The organism is Negadavirga shengliensis, assembly GCF_042652345.1.
GTDB classification, from domain to species: Bacteria; Bacteroidota; Bacteroidia; order Cytophagales; family Cyclobacteriaceae; genus Negadavirga; species Negadavirga shengliensis.
Map to the genome: position 1 here is coordinate 158,235 of NZ_JBHSJJ010000001.1, position 21,291 is coordinate 179,525.

14 protein-coding genes are annotated in these 21,291 nt (G+C 46.8%); 2 read left to right on the forward strand and 12 right to left on the reverse strand.

Going from position 1 to position 21,291, the window contains the following annotated elements; translation table 11 throughout:
- Positions 1–47 precede the first annotated feature (47 nt).
- From ACFPFU_RS00650 to ACFPFU_RS00695, 10 genes are all read right to left on the reverse strand, one after another.
- Positions 48–959 carry a carbohydrate kinase family protein gene (locus ACFPFU_RS00650; RefSeq protein WP_377060491.1) on the reverse strand — a complete coding sequence of 304 codons (912 nt, stop codon included), beginning with the start codon at positions 957–959 and terminating at the stop codon, positions 48–50.
- The gene (locus tag ACFPFU_RS00655; protein WP_377060493.1) at positions 952–2,295 is read right to left on the reverse strand and encodes a sugar porter family MFS transporter; all 1,344 of its coding nucleotides are present in this window, start codon (positions 2,293–2,295) and stop codon (positions 952–954) included. Before ACFPFU_RS00655 ends, ACFPFU_RS00650 begins: the two co-directional genes overlap by 8 nt.
- A 118-nt stretch (positions 2,296–2,413) precedes the next feature.
- Positions 2,414–3,859: a glycoside hydrolase family 32 protein gene (locus tag ACFPFU_RS00660; RefSeq protein WP_377061381.1), complete on the reverse strand. Its 1,446-nt coding sequence runs from the start codon at positions 3,857–3,859 to the stop codon at positions 2,414–2,416.
- Positions 3,860–3,994: 135 nt separating this feature from the next.
- Complete coding sequence (locus ACFPFU_RS00665) at positions 3,995–5,737, reverse strand: RagB/SusD family nutrient uptake outer membrane protein (RefSeq protein ID WP_377060495.1); 1,743 nt, start codon at positions 5,735–5,737, stop codon at positions 3,995–3,997.
- Positions 5,738–5,750: 13 nt separating this feature from the next.
- A complete protein-coding gene (locus ACFPFU_RS00670; protein WP_377060497.1) occupies positions 5,751–8,900 on the reverse strand; it encodes a SusC/RagA family TonB-linked outer membrane protein in 3,150 nt (1,049 codons plus the stop codon).
- Positions 8,901–8,954: 54 nt separating this feature from the next.
- Positions 8,955–10,301, reverse strand: a complete 1,347-nt coding sequence (locus ACFPFU_RS00675) for a sugar porter family MFS transporter (RefSeq protein ID WP_377060499.1) — start codon at positions 10,299–10,301, stop codon at positions 8,955–8,957.
- A gap of 187 nt (positions 10,302–10,488) precedes the next feature.
- Complete coding sequence (locus ACFPFU_RS00680; RefSeq protein WP_377060501.1) at positions 10,489–13,314, reverse strand: hybrid sensor histidine kinase/response regulator transcription factor; 2,826 nt, start codon at positions 13,312–13,314, stop codon at positions 10,489–10,491.
- Between the two features lie 16 nt (positions 13,315–13,330).
- Entirely contained in the window at positions 13,331–13,966 is a 636-nt protein-coding gene (locus tag ACFPFU_RS00685) for a class I SAM-dependent methyltransferase (RefSeq protein ID WP_377060502.1), read from the reverse strand.
- A gap of 180 nt (positions 13,967–14,146) precedes the next feature.
- Positions 14,147–14,578, reverse strand: a complete 432-nt coding sequence (locus ACFPFU_RS00690) for a hypothetical protein (RefSeq protein WP_377060504.1) — start codon at positions 14,576–14,578, stop codon at positions 14,147–14,149.
- 132 nt (positions 14,579–14,710) lie between these two features.
- The gene (locus ACFPFU_RS00695; RefSeq protein ID WP_377060506.1) at positions 14,711–15,028 is read right to left on the reverse strand and encodes a hypothetical protein; all 318 of its coding nucleotides are present in this window, start codon (positions 15,026–15,028) and stop codon (positions 14,711–14,713) included.
- Positions 15,029–15,268: 240 nt separating this feature from the next.
- Between ACFPFU_RS00695 and polA the strand changes: the two genes are divergently transcribed.
- Both polA and radA read left to right on the forward strand, forming a co-directional pair.
- Positions 15,269–18,070, forward strand: a complete 2,802-nt coding sequence (gene polA, locus ACFPFU_RS00700; protein WP_377060508.1) for a DNA polymerase I — start codon at positions 15,269–15,271, stop codon at positions 18,068–18,070.
- Between the two features lie 60 nt (positions 18,071–18,130).
- A complete protein-coding gene (radA, locus tag ACFPFU_RS00705; RefSeq protein WP_377060510.1) occupies positions 18,131–19,507 on the forward strand; it encodes a DNA repair protein RadA in 1,377 nt (458 codons plus the stop codon).
- Here radA and ACFPFU_RS00710 read toward each other — a convergent pair.
- On the reverse strand, positions 19,504–20,223 hold the full coding sequence (locus ACFPFU_RS00710) for a class I SAM-dependent methyltransferase (protein ID WP_377060512.1): 720 nt from the start codon (positions 20,221–20,223) through the stop codon (positions 19,504–19,506). The two genes, radA and ACFPFU_RS00710, sit on opposite strands and share 4 nt — an antisense overlap.
- A 294-nt stretch (positions 20,224–20,517) precedes the next feature.
- Positions 20,518–21,123 carry a hypothetical protein gene (locus ACFPFU_RS00715; RefSeq protein ID WP_377060514.1) on the reverse strand — a complete coding sequence of 202 codons (606 nt, stop codon included), beginning with the start codon at positions 21,121–21,123 and terminating at the stop codon, positions 20,518–20,520.
- Between the last annotated feature and the right edge of the window lie 168 nt (positions 21,124–21,291).

Here is a 21,291-nt window from a genome sequence, read left to right on the forward strand (position 1 = left end):
TAAATCACCGACGAGCTTCCCGTCAGTTTTTCGAGAATAAATCCGCGCTAATCCGCAGCATCCGTGGAGTCCGCGGTCCATCCTTTTTTTAAACCCTCAACATCCGCCACCCTATACCCCGGTGTGCCGCCTTCCCGGCCGGCAACCAAGGCCCCCAAAGCACAGGCGAACTCCAAAATGTCTTCCGCAGGGGATCTCTGCAGGTACTTGTACACAAAACCGCTCAAAAATGCGTCTCCAGAGCCTACAGTATCTACCACATCTACCTTATATCCCGGGTGGCTCCAAAATTCTCTTCCATCAAACATCAATGCCCCATATGCCCCTCTGGTCATACAAACCACTTTCAGTTTATAAGTATCCAGCAGCTTTTTGCACACAAACGACGGTTTCGGCAGACAGCCATGCATGTTGGCCAAGACCTCCAGTTCCTCTTCATTGATCTTTAAAACATCCGTGAGATACAGTAAAGCTTTTATCGTATCCTCCCCGTAATAAGGTAACCGGAGGTTAATGTCAAAGACCTTCAGCGCAGGAGTTTCCAAAAGTCTTGTCAAGGTATCCCTGCTAACCTGGTTTCTGGCTGCCAGACTGCCGAAAATAAAGCAATCAGCCCGATCGCCTTCGTCCTGTATGTTTTTCTGCCATTCAATATAATCCCAAGCCACAGGTTCCATGATATCATACCGTATATTTTCCCTATCCATATCATTTACCAAGACCTGTCCGGTTTTATTCAAAGGTTTACTTTGGACAAAGGCCGGGCTTAGGTTTTTCCTTTCCATAAACTCAACCAGCTCCTTGCCCAGTGGGTCTTCTCCCACCGCGGAAATAAAGGAAGTCCACATTCCCAGGTTTTGCAGGTGGAGAGCGACGTTCATCGGCGCACCCCCGGGAAGTTTTTTATCCGGAAAACAGTCCCATAACATCTCACCGAAAACAACTGCTTTTCTATGCATGGCTTTTTATCAAATCGTTTTGGATCTCTTCCAGTGACCGGTTTTTCGTTTCAGGCATTTTGTACAAAACCCACAGCAGTTGGAACACCATCATCATCGCAAAAAAAGCAAAAATGTTCCCTGTCCCGAAATTATTTGCGAAGAAGGGAAAGGCATTGGCAATGACGGCAGCAAATATCCAGTGCGTAAAAGACCCGAAAGACTGGCCATACGCTCTCAGTTCATTGGGAAATATTTCAGATATAAACACCCAGATCACCGAGCCCTGCCCCACCGCATGGGAAGCAATGAACATATACACAAAAAACGGGAGCAGCACATGGCTTACTGTTCCCCCGAAATAACTGTAGGCCATCAGGGAAAGGGAGACGATGTAACCCACTGAGCCTATGAACATGAGCATTCTTCTGCCCAATCTGTCAATGAGGTATAAACCTAACAGGGTGGCCAGCAGGTTTATTATTCCAATTCCCATCGTAGACATCAGGGCATCATTGACTGAAATCCCCGCTGATTCGAATATTCTTGGAGCAAAATATATGATGGCGTTGATTCCTGACAACTGATTAAAGAACGCCATCAGGAAGGCGAACCAGGTAACTTTCCGGAATTTGGGCTCAAACAGGGACCATACGGTAGATGTTCTTCCTATTTTTTTGCTCTCGGCAACTGCCAATGCAATGACAGCATCTGCTCCTTCAGGATCGGTCCGGGCCAAGATGGCCCTGGCAGCGGCAAAATTCTGCCTCTTGGCCACAAGCCAACGCGGGCTCTTGGGAACCCTTAGGATCAATAAAGCATAAACCAGTGCCGGAACGGCCTCTATGCCCAGCATCCAGCGCCAGGCTTCCTGCAAGGCAGTCGTGCCGATCAGGTAATTGGAGAAATAAGCCATAAGGATGCCAAAAACAATGTTGAACTGGTAAAGTGCCACCAACTGACCCCTACGGCCCGCCGGTGCGATTTCCGATATGTACATGGGCGCCACCACGGAGGAGGCCCCCACACCCAATCCTCCGATAAATCTGAAAAACATAAAAGAATAGACCTCGGGAGCCAAAGCTGAACCCAGCGCCGAGACCAGATACAAGAGTCCTATCCCAAACAAAGAGGGCTTTCTGCCAAACTTGTCAGCAGGAAATCCGCCAAACAGAGCCCCTATTACCGTGCCATAGAGGGCGATGGCCACCGCCAGCCCGTGGCCCCAGTCGCTCAACTGCCACAGGGATTGGATCTCCCTTTCCGCTCCCGAAATAACGGCCGTATCAAAGCCAAACAGAAAACCGCCCAGGGCCGCGGTGATGGACAAAAAGAGAACATAGTATTTGCTTTGCATAAATTCAGGAGGTTATATCTGAAAGAAAATATCAGATAATGGGGTGACCCTCTTTGATTTTTGATCAAAGAAAGTCACACCGGAAGAAATTAGGTTATTGGAATGAATCAGAAGCTGTTTACCAAATAGAATTCAGGTAGTGAACCTGCGAATCGGCGCTGAATCCGGAAAGCGAAACGCGGTTATAATGTTCGGTTGGGAAAATAACCTCCGTCATGACCAGCTCCCCGTCATTGATAAATACTTCAACAGAAGAGCGGTCCAAATAGATACGCACATCTTTTATTTTTAGGCCGTTTAAAGGTGCCGTATGTGGTTTCGAAAAAGCTTCGTGGAAATCCGTAATGCCGGATTGGCTTCTGTCAAATACCAGCTGATCCCCGTTTTTTTCCAGTACCACGCGCTCCCCTTTTTCATTTCCTATTTCTACTTTAAATTTCTCCTGATTGGGTGTAAGGAGAATTTCCACCAATTCATGGTCCAAGCTAAACCCGCTCCCCTCCGCTTTATGGGTGTCGTTTCTTAGCATATCGAGCTCTTTCACCGGCCTGGAGGCCACGAGATAGTCCCCATTCGTTTCCACCAGTTCCAAATTGCGTGGCACCGTGTTGGCGGAACGCCAGTTTTCGGTGGGCACGATGTTGGCATAGGTCCAATTGCTCATCCAGCCTATGAAAAGCCTTCTGCCATCCTCTTCCGGCACATTGGACCAGGTAACACCTGCGTAATTGTCTGCCCCATAGTCCAGCCATTTCACTTCCCTGCTCTCCACGTGGAATTGCTTCCCGTCAAAATCCCCTATGAAATACTGGGTGGCGGAACCGCCGTTGGGCCCTCCGGGGTTGATGCTGACAAAAAGCACCCATTTTTCCTCGCCGCCGGCTGTTGTTAAAGGAAACAAATCCGGGCACTCCCAGACCCCTCCGTAAGCAGCCCAAGAGGGGTTGAAGTCGCTTTCATGCGTCCAGTCTATCAAATTGGGGGAAGAATAAAAGCTGATACGGTCCTTAACGGCCAAGGACATGATCCACTTGTCATCCACCCAACTCACTTTAGGGTCACGAAAATCGCGGATCCCCGGATTTTTCAACACGGGGTTACCTTCGTATTTTAGCCAGTTTCTGCCCCGGTCGGTACTATAGGCAATCCCCTGGGTCTGAAAATCATCCCTTTTGGCCTCCGCACCCACGGGATCATGGTAAGTATAAATAGCCACCAAAGGCGGATTGTCTTCAGTAGCCAGCCCGCTGGTATTATCGGCATCAAAAACGGCCGATCCTGAAAAAATCCAACCATGCTCATCCGGTTCTATGGCCACGGGCAAATGCTCCCAGTGGACCAGATCCTCCGATACCGCATGTCCCCAATGCATGGGCCCCCAAACAGTGCTGTCAGGATAATGTTGGTAAAACAGGTGGTATTCGCCATCATGGTACACCATGCCGTTGGGATCGTTCATCCACATAGCCGGAGGTGTAAAATGGTACTGCGGCCGGAAGGGTTCGTTAAACTCCGGTTCGCTTTGCGTCACTTCGGTGTTTTCTTCACCGCCACATCCTGCCATGAGGGCAGCGATGCAGATTCCAAGAGGATATATTTTTGTGAAATTTTTCAACAGTCGGCACATTTACAACTAATTTTTCAAGGTAAGAAATGTTCCGGAAACACAGACAAATGCTCTGTGTTTCCGGATTGGATTTCAATAATTTGGATTTTGGGTATAAACCCCTCTGGTAAAGTCTATCTCACGTTGTGGAATAGGATAATACTCATCCCTTCCCGCAGTAAACACGGCGTTGGCTAGGAAATCCCTCCTCACCCGTTCCTTAGCAAGATAATCATTTAATACTTCTTCCGCTTCACCCCACCTTACCAAGTCAAAAAACCGATGTCCTTCCATAGCAAACTCCAGCCTTCTCTCGAACTTAAGTGCTTTCCATGCAAATTCTTTGTTCGGAAAAGCTTCGTACAAAGAAACATGGTAGATGTCTGATGCCCCGGCTGCCAAGGGCCGCTGAGTGCTGGCCGCGGCCCTGGCCCTTATCTCATTGATGATGGGAAGGGCTTCATCCCATCTGTCCAGCTGGATCAATGCTTCTGCCTTGAACAGCAATACATCGGCATACCGGATAAAATCCACGTTTTTCGAGGTCCCTACAAACGGCCCTTCCTTAACATAGCATGAGCAATCCGGGGCTTGTTGTTCTTTCATATTTCCAAAATATCCATAAACGCCCGGATCTCTGGCCCAACTAAAATTATAAACCATATCCCCTGGTTGGTTTATGGTATTTCTGTATTTAAAGGGTCTGCCGGGTACCCCCACGGTGTGGTCAAGCCTGGGATCTATGGTTAGCCCTTCCGCTGCCGGCGCCGTGCCATCCCCAGCAATGCTGTTGAAAATATTTTGGTCGTTGAAGTTGTCCAGTAGAGGCAAGCCATTGTTGTCAGTCCTGAAGGCATTTACTAGATTTTGACTTGCCAGGTGGAATCCGCAGCAGCCATACAGGCCGGTTCCGTGCGGTGAGTTAAGTCCGGTCACAAAACTTACCCTGCCCACCACGGTGCCGTCGTTGATGGAAAACTGTACCGCCCAGATCGATTCGGGGCCGTTGTCAAATCCATCCAGAAAGTTGTTGCCGAAATCCGGTTCAAGGCTTCCTACCACCTCGTCGGCATACTGTATGACTTCCTCAAGCCTGGCTTGATTGATATTGACTACCCGGTGCTGGTCATTCTGCTCATAGGCCTGATAAAGCCGTACCTTTGCCAAATAAGCAGCAGCGGCATTTCTATTTGCTCTACCTGCTTCATCCTGGAACTGCGGAAGGTTATCGTAGGCAAAAAGAAAATCGTTGGCTATGGCGTTCCATAGTCCGTCATTTGAAACATCATTGGTGACCTGGGAAGCCTCTTCCTGACTTAGTTCCTCTGTGATATAAGGGATTTTTTTGAATAGAAGCTTAAGCATAAAATGGGAATGTGCCCTGAGAAACCTTAATTCTGCCTGCCGGACCGTCTTTTCGGCGTACTCCTCATCGGGGATGGAATTGATCACAGAAAGGGCAAAATTAGCCCTCGAAATGGCTTTATAATAATTGGTCCAGGTTCTGGGCGTCATGTCGGCGCCTTGATCCGGAATGGTAAGATTGTATTGCTCGTAGGTATCCACGACCCCGACATCACCGCGACCTCCGCCTCCTTTATAAGCATCATCCGACCTAACACTGCCATATACCCAAAGATGGGTGATGGGGCCTATCATTTCATCGTTGCCTATGCCCGCATAAGCTGCAATTACCAACCCCTCCGCATTTTCGGGGGTAGCTACGTTGTCGCTGGAAAGAACCCCTTTTGGTTCGTATTCCAAGAAATCACTGGAACATGCCTCCATAAACAGACAAGCCAGTATTCCTAGTAAGTATATATGATATTTTTTCATGATTTCTTTTATTTTAGAAGTTTACATTCAGCCCCAATGAAAATACCGTAGGGACAGGAATTCTGCCCACATCAGTCCTTTCCGGGTCAGAACCGATGTAATCTCTATGTGTAAACCAAATCAGGTTTTCCCCTTGAAAATAAGCGCGCACGCCGCTTACGCCAGACCATTTGTTTATCAGGACCTGCGGCACATTATAACCGAACTGGAGGTTTCTGATTTTAAAGTAAGCGTTGTTTCTGAAGAGGTAATCCGATGTCCTGGTTTCATTGAAGGCCAATGACAGGGAAGGTATGTCTGAACCGGGATTCTCGGGGGTCCAGGCATTCAACACGCCAAGCCCTGCATTTTCCCGACCCTGGACAAAATTGTTCCAGAATATATAGGGGTCTAACCCGATTCTTCCCGCAACCCCCGATCCAAAAACAGCAAGATCAAAGTTCTTGTAGGCCAGGTTGATTCCCAATCCGTATTCCAACGCCGGCAAAGTGTTGCCAATAAAATCCCGGTCATTGGCATCAATCACACCGTCGTTGTTGATATCCATTAATTTTATCCCCCCGGGCCGGGCCCCTACCTGGGTTGGGCTGGAGTTTACATCTTCCTGACTTTGGAACAGTCCGTCTGTCCTAAAGCCAAATATGGAAAACTGGGATTGGCCAATAATGGAATTTTCGGCAGTACCGGGGAAGGCCGCCCTTACCTCTTCCGGCAAAAAGGTGATTTTGTCAAAAAAGGCCCCGAAGTTGGAATTGACACTCATGGTCAAGCCATTGCTCCAGGATTTTTGGTAAGCCAGCATCAGTTCCCACCCTTTGGTTTCGGTGGACGCCCCGTTCAGCACCCTTTCCTGGCCTTCGCCTATTACAGAAGCGATCGGCGGTCTGGTCAGGATATCACTTGTATTTCTTATGAAATAATCAAATGATCCGGTAATGGCGTAATTGAACAAGCTAAAATCCAATCCCACATTCCACTCCTTGGTTGTCTCCCATTTCAGGTCAGGGTTTTCCGCTTGTATGGACACAAAGCCCGAAGGCAGGTTGCCTGAACCGTTTCCATTGATGTCATATGCCGTGCCCACGTTATAATAGAATTCAAAAAACCCACCTGTAAATTGGGATTGGTTGGCCCCATACCGCGCCTCGTACAAACCAAACCTCGCCAAATCCCCTATTTCCTGATTGCCTACTTCGCCATATCCAGCCCTTATTTTAAGATCCGAAAGACCGTTGACATCTTTGAGCAATTCTTCATCACTCAACCTCCAGCCGGCAGTTACCGCAGGAAATATCCCATACCGGTTATTTCTACCAAACCTGGATGAACCATCCCTTCTGAGGGTGAACGAGGCTAAATATTTGTCTGCAAAGGCATAGTTCAACTTTCCAAATTGGGACAGTAACCTATTCCCTGTTGCCCTGCCGGTAGTGGTCCTGGCACCAGTGGCGGCATCCAGTACAAAATAGGATTCGGTTTCTACAGCAAAGCCATCGGCCATGGCCAATACGCTCGAAAAGTCATCCTTTATGGACTCCACCCCTAATAACACCTCAAAACGGTGTAGCCCTAAATTCAATTTGTAATCAAGGGTGTTGGAGAATACCAAGCTGGAAAATTGATTGGTATCGCGGATTAGGCGGTTGTTGCTTCTTGTAATAAAACCGTTACTTACCCGCGGCTCAATGTCCTTTCTGTGGAAATCATTATAATCCAAACCCAAACTGGACCTAAAAGTGAGGTTGTCCAGGATTCCCCATTCGGCGAACACGTTTCCGTAAAAATTGTTCTTACGGGTGTTGTCCCACCGGTTCAGGTATTGCATCAACACCGGGTTATTCCTATCTGAATACCCCGAGCCCAGGGGACCCGCGAAATTTCCATGCAGGTCTCTGACAGGGATGGTGGGAGCCATGGTGATGGCCAAGCCCGGAGTAAGCGCACTACCTACATCTCTTGAGGCCAGTGTCTCATTGGAATTGGTAAACTGCGTATTGACGCCAAATCTGACCTTGTCATTGAACAGCCAGGTATTGGCATTTACCCTTGCTGTATACCGTTCAAAACCTGTGTATTTCAATATCCCTGTATTCTTAAAATGACCTAAGTTGATCATTAAGGAAGATTTTTCTGAGTTTGTTGAAATGGTCAATTCATTATTGAACGCATAACCGGTTTCATAGGTCTCATCCTGCCAGTCAGTATCACCGGCAGGCACATTTTGGTCGCCTCCCACGTATGGTCTCACGCTCACGCGGTTGAGTACAGGATTACTGAAATCCCCGTTCCAATCAAAATCGTAAATCTCTCCATAACCGCCTGCGGGATCGGCCCCGTCATTTACTGATGCGCGCCAAAGCACTTCTCCCCTTTGTACTGCGTTGAGCATCTTGTACCTTTGGTTTTTCTCTGATAGCACCGACACGTTGGAGTTTACGGTTACGCTCAACCTGTCCTGACCGGAGGCTTTATTTTTTGTGGTCACGACAATGACCCCGTTTGCTGCTCTTGACCCGTAAATAGAGGCTGCCGAGGCATCTTTAAGCACCTGAATGGATTCGATCGCTTCGGGGTTCAAACTGGCAAATACCTCCTGCCTTTTGGTGGGCACGCCATCGATAATGTATAGAGGGTCATTGTTGCCCAAGGTGGATGTTCCGCGGATAAGTATCCTGCTGCTCGCGCCGGAGGGGTCGCCTGATTTTTCCACCAACAGACCGGGTACGCGTCCCTGCAGCGCCTGCATGGGGTTACCTGAGCTGAAAGTCTGGCCTTTAAGGGGGTCCAGGTCCACGGCGACAATGGCTCCGGTCATATCGGCCTTTCTTTGTGTCCCGTACCCGACCACCACTACGGCTTCCAAATCGGAAACATCTTCGGCCAGGGCTACGTTTATGACATTCCTGTTTCCGACCATTTCGGTTATGGACTCATAACCTACGAAAGTGAATACCAGTGTTTCATCACTACTGGCAGAAATGCTATAATTACCGGCTACATCGGTAATGGTACCTCTGTTCGTACCCTGTACCAATACCGTCACACCTGGGATGCCTTCACCCGCAGGGCCATCGGTCACTTTCCCCGTGATTGTCCCTTCCTGCGCCCATGCAGGAATACCCATCAGTAGGACCAGAATCATTTGTAAAATTTGCGTTTTCATAATCTAATCGGGTTTATCATCTTACATACAAGTTTAGTTTTATTTGTTGTTGACTTATGTTTGCTTTATTTCTGATTGAGAATAGGACTCAAAATACTCTTCCTCCAGGGGCCTTCCCTTGGTTTCGGGCATAAAAAAAATGACGAAGATGGTTTGCATTGTCATGAAAACCAGGAAGATCAGAAAAACCTGCCAGGCCTGTAGATTGGCTATCAAAAAGGATCCGGAAAGGGTAATCAGGGCCGCCATGGCCCAATGTACCAACGCGCCGAAGGACTGTCCCTTGGCCCTCCATTTATTGGCGAAGATTTCGGAGATAAACACCCATATTACACTGCCCTGCCCAATGGCGTGTGCAGAAATAAACAGGAGCATGCCCATCAGGTTGAGAACAGGCGACACATGGTAATAAAAGCCGAAAGTAACCATGCTCAGACTGAGCAGATACCCCAGGGATCCGATCAACATCAGGTGTTTTCTCCCCATTCTGTCTATCAGTGAAAGGCTCCACAGGGTAATGCAAAGGTTGGTCACGCCAATGAATACCGCTCCTAGTAATGATTCCTCTGTGGCAAACCCTGCTCTTTCCATGATCTCGGGGGCGTAATAGAGGATAAAATTGATGCCGGACGCCTGGTTGAAAAATGCGATAAAAAAAGCGTATACAAATGCCGAATTGGCCTTCTTTTCAGGAGCGTGTTTGGACTTGGGTTTTTTGTGCTCGCTTTTTATTCCCTTCAGTACTTCGGCGGCCATTTGCCCGCTGTTATTGTAAAGACTTTTCAAAATGAGATAGGCCTTATCGATCTGACCTCTCCTAAAAGCGAGCCATCTCGGACTTTCGGGGATATTCAGTATCAAAGCCAAAAACAACAAAGCTGGAATGATCTCGGCCCCGAGCATCCACCTCCAGTCATTTTTCCCGCCAAAGCCCTCCAACAGGTAATTGGAAATATATGCGGCCAGAATCCCCACTACAATATTGATCTGAAACAGTCCTACCAGCTTACCGCGGTGATTTGATGGGGAGATTTCTGATATATAGGCCGGGGCTGCTATAGTGGAGGTGCCGATGGCCAGTCCTCCCAAAAACCTATACGCGGAAAAAATATAAGGATCCGTAGCCAAAGCCGTGCCTACAGCACTCATTAAATAAAGCACACCTATCCAGAACAAGGTGCTTTTTCTTCCCATCCGGTCACACGGAATGCTTCCCAGCAAAGCTCCCAGAACGGTCCCCCATAAGGCCACGCTCATAATAAAGAATCCGTGAAACCAAGTGGATGTATTCCAAAGTACTTTGATAGGAAGGTTCGCCCCCGATATCACAACGGTATCGAAGCCGAAAAGGAAGCCGCTTAAGGACGCGACTATGGCGTAATATATGGGTTTATTGTTCATAGCTAATTGTTCCCCAAGCTATGACGCCGAAAAAAATTTAATTTGTGATACGGTTTTTAAGTTTTACAAAAATGACCTCCCGGATAAAAAAAAGCATAATGAGCCAAAATGAGCTGTTTAAGCGTTTTATTGCACACCATTACAAGAAATCAGCCTTTCAATTTTGTGTTGCGCTTTCAATTTTGTTTTAAAATCCATCCGGATAAGCACGGTCTCTGAATTCGGATGGCGTAATGCCAAAGGCCATTTTAAATGCCGTGGAAAAATAAGCCCCGGTCCTGAAACCTACCTGAAAAGCTATGTCGGCAATTGCGCTTTTGTCATTCAGCAGCAAATACCTTGCTTTTTTTAGCCGCACTTTATTGATATAATCGTTGACACTGTATCCCAAGGCACTTTTGGTTTTCCTGTAGAGTTGACCTTTGGACAACCCCAGTTCTGAACAGATTTCCTGAACGCCAAAATCGGGGTTGCTGACGTTTTCCTCCACCAATGCTTTAAAGGCTAGCGCAAATTTTTTCTCTGTTTGCTCATGGGTGTCCCTGGCAGTAGGTTCCATCACGGGCAGCTCATGGAGATAGTGTTCCTTCAATTTCTTTCTTTCCTCAAGCAAAACCCGGATGCGTTCCAATACCAACGATATACTAAAAGGCTTGGTGAAATAATCATCCACACCCATTTTGATTCCTGCCAGCCGGTCCTCCTGACTCGCCATGGCAGAAATCGCTATGATAGGAATGTAAGATGTTTTAGGGTCTGATTTCAGTTTTCTAACCAAATCCAGCCCATTTTTATCCTTCAACATGAGATCACAGGTAATCAGATCCGGCACGCAGTCATGGACCATGGCCAAAGCCGTATCGGGATTGTCTGTTTCCAGTACTTCATACAACTCTTCAAGCTTTATTTTCAGGTACGACCTGATTTCAAGATCATCCTCAACAACCAATATTCTCGGTCCGGTTTCAGCCAGATCTTTCCTGGCAGCATGAATGTCGGTTTCGTCCCGAAAAAAACTTTCTTGGTCTAAATGCAGGTAAGCACTCTCAGAAAGATCAGTCACCAACTCATGGCTATCAAAATGGACATTGCCCAGCTTTAGCCGGACTTCGAAAGTCGTATTTTCACCGGGATCACTCGAAACTGTTATCGTCCCATGGTGCAGTTCCACCAGTTCCTTAGACAGGGCAAGACCCAGCCCTGTTCCCGTTTTCCTCTCTCCTGGCTTAGCCTGATAAAAACGGTCAAAAATGTGTCCCAGCTCCGACACATCCATCCCGGGCCCATTGTCCTCCACCTTTATTACCACTTCATGCCTAACCGGATCTTCTGACACATGCAGGTGTATATGGCCTTTTCTTGGAATGAGCTTGAAAGCATTGGACAGGAGGTTAAACATCACCTTATCCATCATCGACGGGTCAATCCAGACCTTCAGGTTAGGCGCATCGCATATCAATTTAAAATGTACCTGCTGGTCTTTGGCCGTCTTCCTGAAGGCAGACATGATCTCTTCTAAAAACGGTACAATGGGTTGTAAACTGGCCCTCACCTGCATTTTTCCATTGTCAATTTTCCGGAAATCCATCAACTGATTCACCAGTCTAAGCAGACGCAGCGTGTTTTTCTTTATCAGCAAAAGGTCGCTTTTGAATTGTCCGGTGTCCTTTCGGTCCAGGAGTTCTTCCACAGGCCCCTGGATCAACGTCAGCGGTGTTCTGAATTCATGGGAAATGTTGGTGAAAAATTCCAGTTTATACCGCGTGACCTCTTCCGCCTGACGGGAGTATTCAAGCAACTTTTCCTGCTGCTCCAAAATCTCCTGGTTTTTATACTTCAGTTCTTTATTGATTTCCTGCTTTTCCTTTAGGGATTTGAACACGTAAGCCAGAGAAGCGATGGCCACAAACAAAGTGATCCCAAAAATCATCAAAAGCCCTCTCTGGCTTTGATACAGTTCCACCTGGTTATTGATCATTTCCCTTTGCCGGATGATGTTTGCCTGCTGGTCAAGTATCTTGTCAGTTTGCTGCTTCATGATCCTCACATTGGACGAATCAACCGCTGCGGTTTGGAGTATATTTTCCTTTTCATATACTTCGCCAAAAAGGATTTTTTTCGCCACCTCAATGGCTTTATCTCCTCCGGTTGGGTAGATGAAAGAGGCATGCAGCACCCCGTCGGTAATGGCCTGGATACCGCCGAGTTTCCCCGGCAAAGCATCCACTCCCACAAATTTTTTGTGACGCAGTCCCACATCCCTGCAGATTTCATATGCTCCTATGGCCATCACATCATTGTGACCAAAAATCAGGTCGAACGGAACATGCTCTTTTTTTTCTAAATAATCCCTCATCCTGACCCTCGCAGTGTCTTTCTCCCATTCCCCTTCAAGCTCGGCCACTATCCGTATGTCACTTCCCTCCAGTGCCTCCATGAGCCCCCGGTTTCTTTCCTTGGCAGGTGAACTTCCTTTCAGCCCCCATATCTCCAGCAGGTCGCCCTTGTTATCCAGCAGGTTTCGTATGTATTGGCCAGCGGTAAAACCTATTTCGTAATTGTCGCCGCCGACATAGGCTGAGTACAGGTTGGAATTGATTTTACGGTCTACGATAATCACCGGAATGCCGCTTTGAAAAGCTTCTTCCACCACAGGCGTCAAGGGATCCGATTCATTCGGTGATACCACGAGCAGGTCAATCCCTTCACCGAGGAATTCGCGGATCTGCCGGATCTGCAACTCATTGTTTCCTCTGGCATCTTTGATCTCCAGGGAGAGTTCCGGGTAAAAGGACAATTCCCGGGCCATCTCCTCGTGCATGGCCCTCCTCCAGGCATCATTGCTTACGCATTGTGAAAAGCCAATTTTAAAAGTCTCCTTTTTTTCTAATTGGTCACAAGAAAAAAGAAGCAGTACTATCCATACACCAAATACATGTCGTATCTGGCAGAGGGATAGTAAAATATTTGTAGCGATATTTACCAAATTGCTGAGGATTGATTGTTCTAGCAATTTATATCATATGTTACTATTTCGCACTGTCTTTTCTCAAAAGGATTGTTAAAATTCTCGGTGCCTCACCGCGATCATCACCATCAAAATATTCGTTTATATCCACCACAGAAAATCCATACCCTTGGGCAGATTGCGTGAAATCAGAAATATGATGATTGAAGCAGGTGAGCTCCACGCGTCCCTCTTCGGTTTCAAATCTGGCCTTGGTTCCCAGGTATTGTTTATACGGATGCAGTTCACCGATATATAAATGGCCGCCTGGTGATGTGGCACGGGAAGCTTTTTGCAGAACATTATCCAAATCTTTTATGTGTTCCAGCACCAGGCTGAATGTCACCAGATCAAAGGGCTTTTCAGCAAAAAACCATTCCTCAGTGATATCTGCCTGACGAAAGCATACCTTGTCAGAGATGATTTTGTTTTTTGCTCTCGTGAGCATTTCTGTGGAAAAATCCACGGCAGTCACATGTTTTCCTTTTTTTATCAGCCACTCGGTATTTTTTCCTGTCCCACAGCCGATTTCAAGGCAATTTTGGAAAGCAATATTTGCCAACTCCTTTTTTAGCGCATGTGCTTCCAAGTCCCTTGTTCTGTTTTTACTGGCATCGTATTGGCCCGCCCATTTGTCGTAAGCTTCCTGAATCTTCATAGGGGTAAAAGGTTAGCGTCTAAATTTACAAACATATACCTGATCTAACAGGATAAACCGGGCCGTTATTTTCCCGTAAACCGCGGACGGAGAAAATGGACTCCCATGTTTTGGAATGGGCAAAAAAAAGCCCCTGAATTTCTCCAGGGGACCTTGGAACACTATCAACAATCAAACAAATTAATTATTCCCTCTTCTGCCTGATCCCGTTGTTCCTCCTGAGGACCGGTTGTTACCCCTTGGCGTTCCTACATTGGATCGGCTTGGGGCGGGAGCACTGCTCCGGTTTACATTGCCGGTATTGCTCCTCCTTTGGTTCCTCTGTTGCACCGCTGGCCTTTCATTGGACCTGCTTCTTCGGTTGTCCGGTGCTACGGTTGAACTACCTCTGTTGCTTCTGGGTGCAACCCGTGTATTCCGGTTGGGCTGGTTTTGTTGAATGATAACATTGTTTCTGGGATATATTCCGGGTCCGGGATAGTAATAGTAACCGGGATGACCAAAATAAACATTATCATAATAGTAACCATCCACTACCCTGTTTGAAGGCAAGCAAGACGTCAGCAAAAACAGGACGAAGACGGTTAATATGGCAATCATCGATCTTTTCATGGCTTCCTCCACTTCCTTTTAAAGTAAAACCACTGAAAAAAGCGTGCCAAAACCGACTTTCACCTATTTTGTCGCATACACCCCCAATCCGAATGCATTAACCTGACAATTCGTTAGTTTTCCCTCATAGGTTTAGGTGATGATGAGCAGAATTATCAGAATAACGATAATGGCACCCGCTGAAATATAGACGCCGCCGCTCAGCCTCTTGGCTTCTTTATTGATCTCTCTCAGCTCATTACGGAGCTCTTTCCGCTCTTCTTTGGACATTTCTTTAAAATCCATGGCTTTGATCTCCAATACCCTCGAATCCAGTACCTCTAATCTTGCTTCCTCCTCAGGAGTGAGTTCCGTTTTTTCCCTATCTTTTTTTGCATCTTTGGCTATGGCAATAGGAGCCATGCTCATACAGAGTATCACCAGTGATAAAAAATACGCTATCTTTTTCATTTTCTTTTTTTTTTAAAGGTTAAACATCGAAATAATTAATAACGCAGCTGTATTTTAAAGTACTTCTTTAGGCCCACCAATAATCTTACCAAAAAGACCCGGAATATAAAATTTTATTCATTATAAATACCCAAACCACATTGAGGTTGGTTTAGCCATTCCTTATTTATTCGTAACTTGGACACGTTTTGGAAAAATGGATTCCAACATCAATCAGTTTCATTTTTAAAAGAACAATTTATGTCAAAAGGTGACAAGAAACTCTTTCTTCTGGATGCGATGGCATTGATATACAGGGCACACTTTGCTTTCAGTAAGAATCCCAGAATCAACAGTAAGGGACTCAACACCGGCGTGATGCTTGGCTTCACCAATACCCTTCTAGAAGTCCTGGAAAAAGAAAAACCTTCCCACATCGCGGTGGCATTTGATACGTATGCCCCTACTTTTAGACATGACCAATTTGAAGCCTATAAAGCAAACCGCCAGGAACAACCGGAAGATATTGAGGTGGCCATTCCCTGGGTAAAACAGATCGTGAAGGCTTTTAATATCCCTGTGCTGGAAATGGATGGCTTCGAAGCCGATGATATTATAGGCACCCTGGCAAAAAAAGCCGAAAGAACAAGCTTTTTAGTCTATATGATGACACCGGACAAAGATTTTGGGCAGCTGGTGGAAGACCATATATATCTTTATAAGCCGGCTTTTATGGGAAACGCAGTGGATATCATGGGGCCTAAGGAAATCTGTGCTAAATGGGATATAGAACACGTCGACCAGGTAAGGGATATTTTAGGCCTTATGGGGGATGCCGTGGACAACATCCCCGGCATACCGGGTATAGGGGCCAAAACAGCAGTGAAGTTGCTGAAAGAATTCGGTTCTGTGGAAGAATTGGTAAAAAACGCGGACCAACTCAAAGGCAAACAAAGGGAGAATGTCGAAAATTTCGGCCAGCAGGGAATCCTATCCAAAGAACTGGCCACGATTAGGCAGGATGTCCCCATAGATTTTGATGAAAAGGCCCTGCAGTATGAAAAACCGGATGAAGTTAAGCTAAAAGCCCTTTTTGCCGAATTGGAGTTTCGAACCCTCACCCAGCGGGTTTTTGGCGAGGCGATCAAGAAACCCAAAATCAAAGTGGATGAACAGCTGGGCTTATTTACGGGAGAGGAGGTTACCGTGGAAGAAGAACCCGTGCAGCCGGTAGCAATCCCTGACTATCAGGACAGCGTCATCACCCGTGTCCACGATTATCATAAAGTAGAAGGTAAGGAAGAAGTGGAAGAGCTGGTCCGTTACCTGCTGTACCAAAGCGAGATATGTTTTGATACAGAAACCACTTCGGTCAATCCCAATGAAGCTGCTCTCGTGGGCATTTCTTTTGCTTATCTTCCGGGGGAGGCATTCTATTTACCCTTTCCCGATGATGAAGAAAAAGCAAAGGAAATCCTGGTATGGCTCAGACCGGTATTTGAAAATGAAGATCTTCTCATCATTGGCCAGAATGTGAAATACGACCTGTTGGTTTTAAAAAATTATGGAACGGAGGTAAAAGGGAAGCTCTATGATACGATGCTGGCGCACTATCTCATTGAGCCTGAAGGCAAACATTCCATGGATTGGCTGGCCCAGCAGTACCTTAATTACAAACCGGTGTCCATTGAGGAACTGATAGGGAAAAAAGGCAAAAGTCAGGGAAACATGCGGGATGTGGATATGGATAAAATCGTGGAATATGCCGCTGAAGATGCCGACATCACCCTGCAGCTGAAACACAAGTTGGATCCCATCGTCCGGCAAAACGGCGTAGAAAAACTCCTGCATGACGTGGAAAATCCACTCATCCGGGTACTGACGGAAATGGAATATGCCGGCGTGAAAATAGACACCGAAAGTCTGGCAGAGCTTTCCGGACAGTTGGAAAGAGAAAGCAAGGAGATTGAACAGAAGGTGTATGAGATGGCCGGTGAGCCTTTTAACCTCAGTTCTCCAAAGCAGTTGGGAGAAATACTTTTCGGAAAGTTGAACCTGGACCCCAAGGCCAGAAAAACAAAAACCGGCCAATATGCTACCGGGGAGGAAGTGCTGAGCAAGATGGCCATGGAGCATGAAATAGCCCAGGCCATTCTGGACTACCGGCAACTTGTAAAGCTCAAATCCACCTATGTGGACGCCCTTCCCAACATGATCAACCCGAAAACAGGGCGTATCCACACCACTTACAATCAGTTTGTGGCGGCCACGGGCAGGTTGTCCTCCATCAATCCCAACCTTCAGAATATCCCCATAAGAACGGAAAGAGGGCGGGAAATCAGAAAAGCTTTTGTACCCAGAGACAGTGGGCACATCATCATGGCGGCAGATTATAGCCAAATTGAACTCCGGATTATGGCGGCGTTTTCCAAAGATGCTTCCATGATTGAGGCTTTCAGAAATGGCCGGGATATCCATGCCACCACTGCGGCCAAAATTTTTCAGGTCCCCTTGGAAGAGGTCAATGCAGACATGAGGAGAAAAGCCAAAACCGCCAATTTTGGCATCATATACGGCATATCGGCTTTCGGACTTTCACAGAGACTCAACATTCCCCGTGGGGAGGCCAAAGAGATTATTGATGCCTACTTCAAGGAGTTTCCCGCGGTCAAAGCGTATATGGACCGGAGCATTGAAAAGGCGCGGAAAAATGAATATGTAGAGACACTTCTTGGCAGAAGAAGGTACCTGCGGGACATCAACAGCCGAAATGCCACTATGAGGGGCTTTGCGGAGAGAAATGCCATCAATGCCCCTATACAAGGATCCGCCGCGGATATGATCAAAGTGGCCATGATTCAGGTCCATGAGTGGATGAAAAAAGAAAACCTGAAATCCAAAATGATTCTACAGGTGCATGACGAACTCGTATTTGATGCCCTGAGCGATGAACTGGAGCTTCTGAAAAACAAGGTTCCGGAATTAATGGCCAATGCCATAAAAATCGAAGTTCCGTTGATAGTCGAGGTAGGGGTTGGAAAAGATTGGCTGGAAGCCCATTGATACCGCTCTATACGGATCAGGTAAGTTCAGAGGTATATCTAATGTCTTTTATCGAATGTCATGGCTAAAATAAAAACTTCCTTTTTTTGCCAAAATTGTGGTGCCCAGAGTCCAAAATGGCAGGGAAAATGTCCATCCTGCGGAGAATGGAACACCTATGTGGAGGAAGTCATCCAAAAAGAAGAAAACAGCCGGGGCAGTTGGAAACAGTCTGCTCCGGCTGTAAAAAAGGCCAGTCAGCCCAAGCGGCTGAAAGAGATCCATTTTGAGGAGCAGGCCAGGCTGGCAACGGGAGATGCGGAGCTGGACCGGGTTTTGGGAGGGGGAATAGTGGCAGGATCGCTGATTCTCATCGGGGGAGAGCCGGGAATAGGAAAGTCCACCCTGATGCTTCAAATCGCCCTGATGCTCAATCAGGTCAAAGTCCTGTACGTATCGGGTGAAGAAAGCGAGAACCAGATCAAGATGCGGGCGGAAAGAATGAACCGGTTTTCTGACAACTGCTATGTCTTGGCCGAAACCAACACGCAGCAGATCTTTCAGCAGGTTGAACAGCTCCAGCCGGAATTGCTGGTAATAGATTCGATTCAAACGCTACACAGCCAATATGTGGAATCGGCCGCAGGCTCTGTCAGCCAGGTGAGGGAATGCACGGCGGAATTGATGAAGTTTGCCAAGGAAACCGGGACACCGGTGTTTTTAATCGGCCATATCACCAAAGACGGCGCCATAGCCGGCCCAAAAATCCTTGAGCACATGGTCGATACGGTGTTGCAGTTTGAAGGGGACCGGCACCTGAGTTATAGAATCCTGAGGACCTCAAAAAACCGCTTTGGCTCCACCAATGAACTGGGCATTTATGAAATGCATACGGAAGGGCTAAAGGGAGTAAACAACCCTTCGGAAATACTGATGACGCAGCGGGAAGAACTGCTCAATGGGGTGGCCATCGGAGCCATGCTGGAAGGTAACCGGCCCTTGCTGATAGAGATCCAATCCCTGGTAAGTCCCGCCACCTACGGCACGCCCCAGCGCAGCAGTACAGGCCACGATGCCAAAAGGCTCAATATGCTGCTCGCGGTCCTGGAAAAAAGAGGAGGCATGCGGCTGGGACAGCAGGACGTATTTCTCAATATCGCCGGGGGCTTGCGGGTAGATGATCCCGGATTGGACCTGGCCGTGTGTGCCTCACTTATTTCATCTTATGAGGACAGCCCCGTGGATCCGAAAAGCTGTTTCGCGGGCGAGGTGGGACTTGGCGGGGAAATCCGCGCCATCAACCGCATAGAAAGCCGGATCGCCGAAGCTGCCAAGATGGGATTTGAAAAAATCATCGTCTCCAGGTATGCCGTCAAAGGAGTTGACCTTTCTAAATTCCCGATAAAGGTGATGGCTGTGACGAAACTGGAAGAAATGTACAAACATCTTTTCATTTAGCCCGTCGGCTTTTTGCCTCCAAAAGCGGCAAAACAACAGTTTTTATGCAACACTTCCACGTGCACAAAACCCACTTCCTGCATCAGATTAAGTTGGAAAGGCAATGACCTGGGCGAATCTTCTTTCTCGATATAGTCAAACACATTTCTTCTGTAATTGACTCCGCCAATCGACTCCAGATACCGGCCATACCTGTTCCACATCATTTCCTGGATATAGGGATTATCATGGGCTATCAGATCGGAAACCCAAAAACCGCCTCCGGGGGTTAGCATGTCAAAAATCTTGGAAAAGGTTTTTCTCCACTCATCGACTTCCCTAAGATGGTGAAGCACCGCCGCGGCGATGATGATCTCATACCGGTCTTTTGGGAGATTTGCGTCCCGGATATCTGCCTGGATGGTACTTACTTTTCCGGTAGTGGCCCATGATACCCGTTCACAGGCCCTCTCCAGCATGGGTTGGCTGAGGTCCAGCAGGTCACAATTGAGCTGTGGCAGGTACTGAAGCACTTTCAGGGACAGGTTGCCCGCACCACAACCGATATCCAGCATGTTCCGGGCATTGGGATTGGAGATGACAGCGGCATTGGCGATGAGTTCCATCGCTAAAGTGGCATCCATGGTGGCCTGTTGCCCTGTCTCTATATTTGAAAAACGTTCTACATCCTCATCAAATCGCTTTCTGATTTCGTCCACTGTGGATTTTTCTCGCATGGGTTTATCTTATGGTTTAAAGGCAATTATTTGAAAATCAAAAGCTTATTTTAAGGATTTTTTTGAACAATCGCAAAAAGCATATCAACGTATCGGTCAGGTATTTTTTAAAATACTTTATTATGCCGAAAAAATCTAATGCATTACCGTTGGCTCAGTTGTGGTGTTTTGACCATCAAAAGTAGAAGAAATCCTGTAGTAAGTCAGGGGACCGGTTGCCCCCGTGGCTTTTATGAGATGGGATGTTTTCCAATGAAAAAGCCCATACAAAATATTTTGGAGTACTCAGATAGCCTATTCAGTACAATAATAACTGTATTTGTCGGCAATCATTTTATACAGCTCGCCATCCAAAAATGATAACTGGATCCGCCATTTCGGCTTAGGACATTTTTCAGGATGTTCATAACCATATACCCAGAAAAAGTCCAGCTTTTTATTCTCCGGGATATCTGCATGCGTACTCACTCCCATATTCAAATTTTGGAAAGAATGCGGAAAAACCACATCAAGTTCTTCCAATTTGGTTTCATGATTGAGTACATATCCATTTATCTCTAGAACGAAGTCTGGGTTATCCATAAAGTTTATACCATAAATAATATATTTGCGTCCTTCTTTGACGCTATAAGTAAATCCGCCTTCTTTAATATTGAAGAAAGGGATTCCGGTTTTAACGGGGGCGGTCAAAGGAATATCGTTTGGGTTAAACGCCATGCCCCGTCTGAAAGTATACATGGAAGAAATCAACAGGCCAGTAGTATCCACCTCTCCTATCTCCTGTATAAACGGGACGGTGTCGTTGAAGACAATCTTTTTCACATCCACTGTATCCGTTTCATAGGTGATTTGGGCGTGCAGATCGGCGGAAGTGAAAGTCGATAATACCAAGCTTAACAAGCAGTAGCAGGGAAGTTTTATATATATCCTCAGTTGTATTCTCCACAGTAATCGCTGTTTTTTAATGCAATAAACCCGAACCATTTCTACTCAAAAGTTCATTTCGAATGCAGACAGAAAGATTGTCCGTGTATCGTCTACAAAAAAAGCCACCTGCCCGGTTTCTAC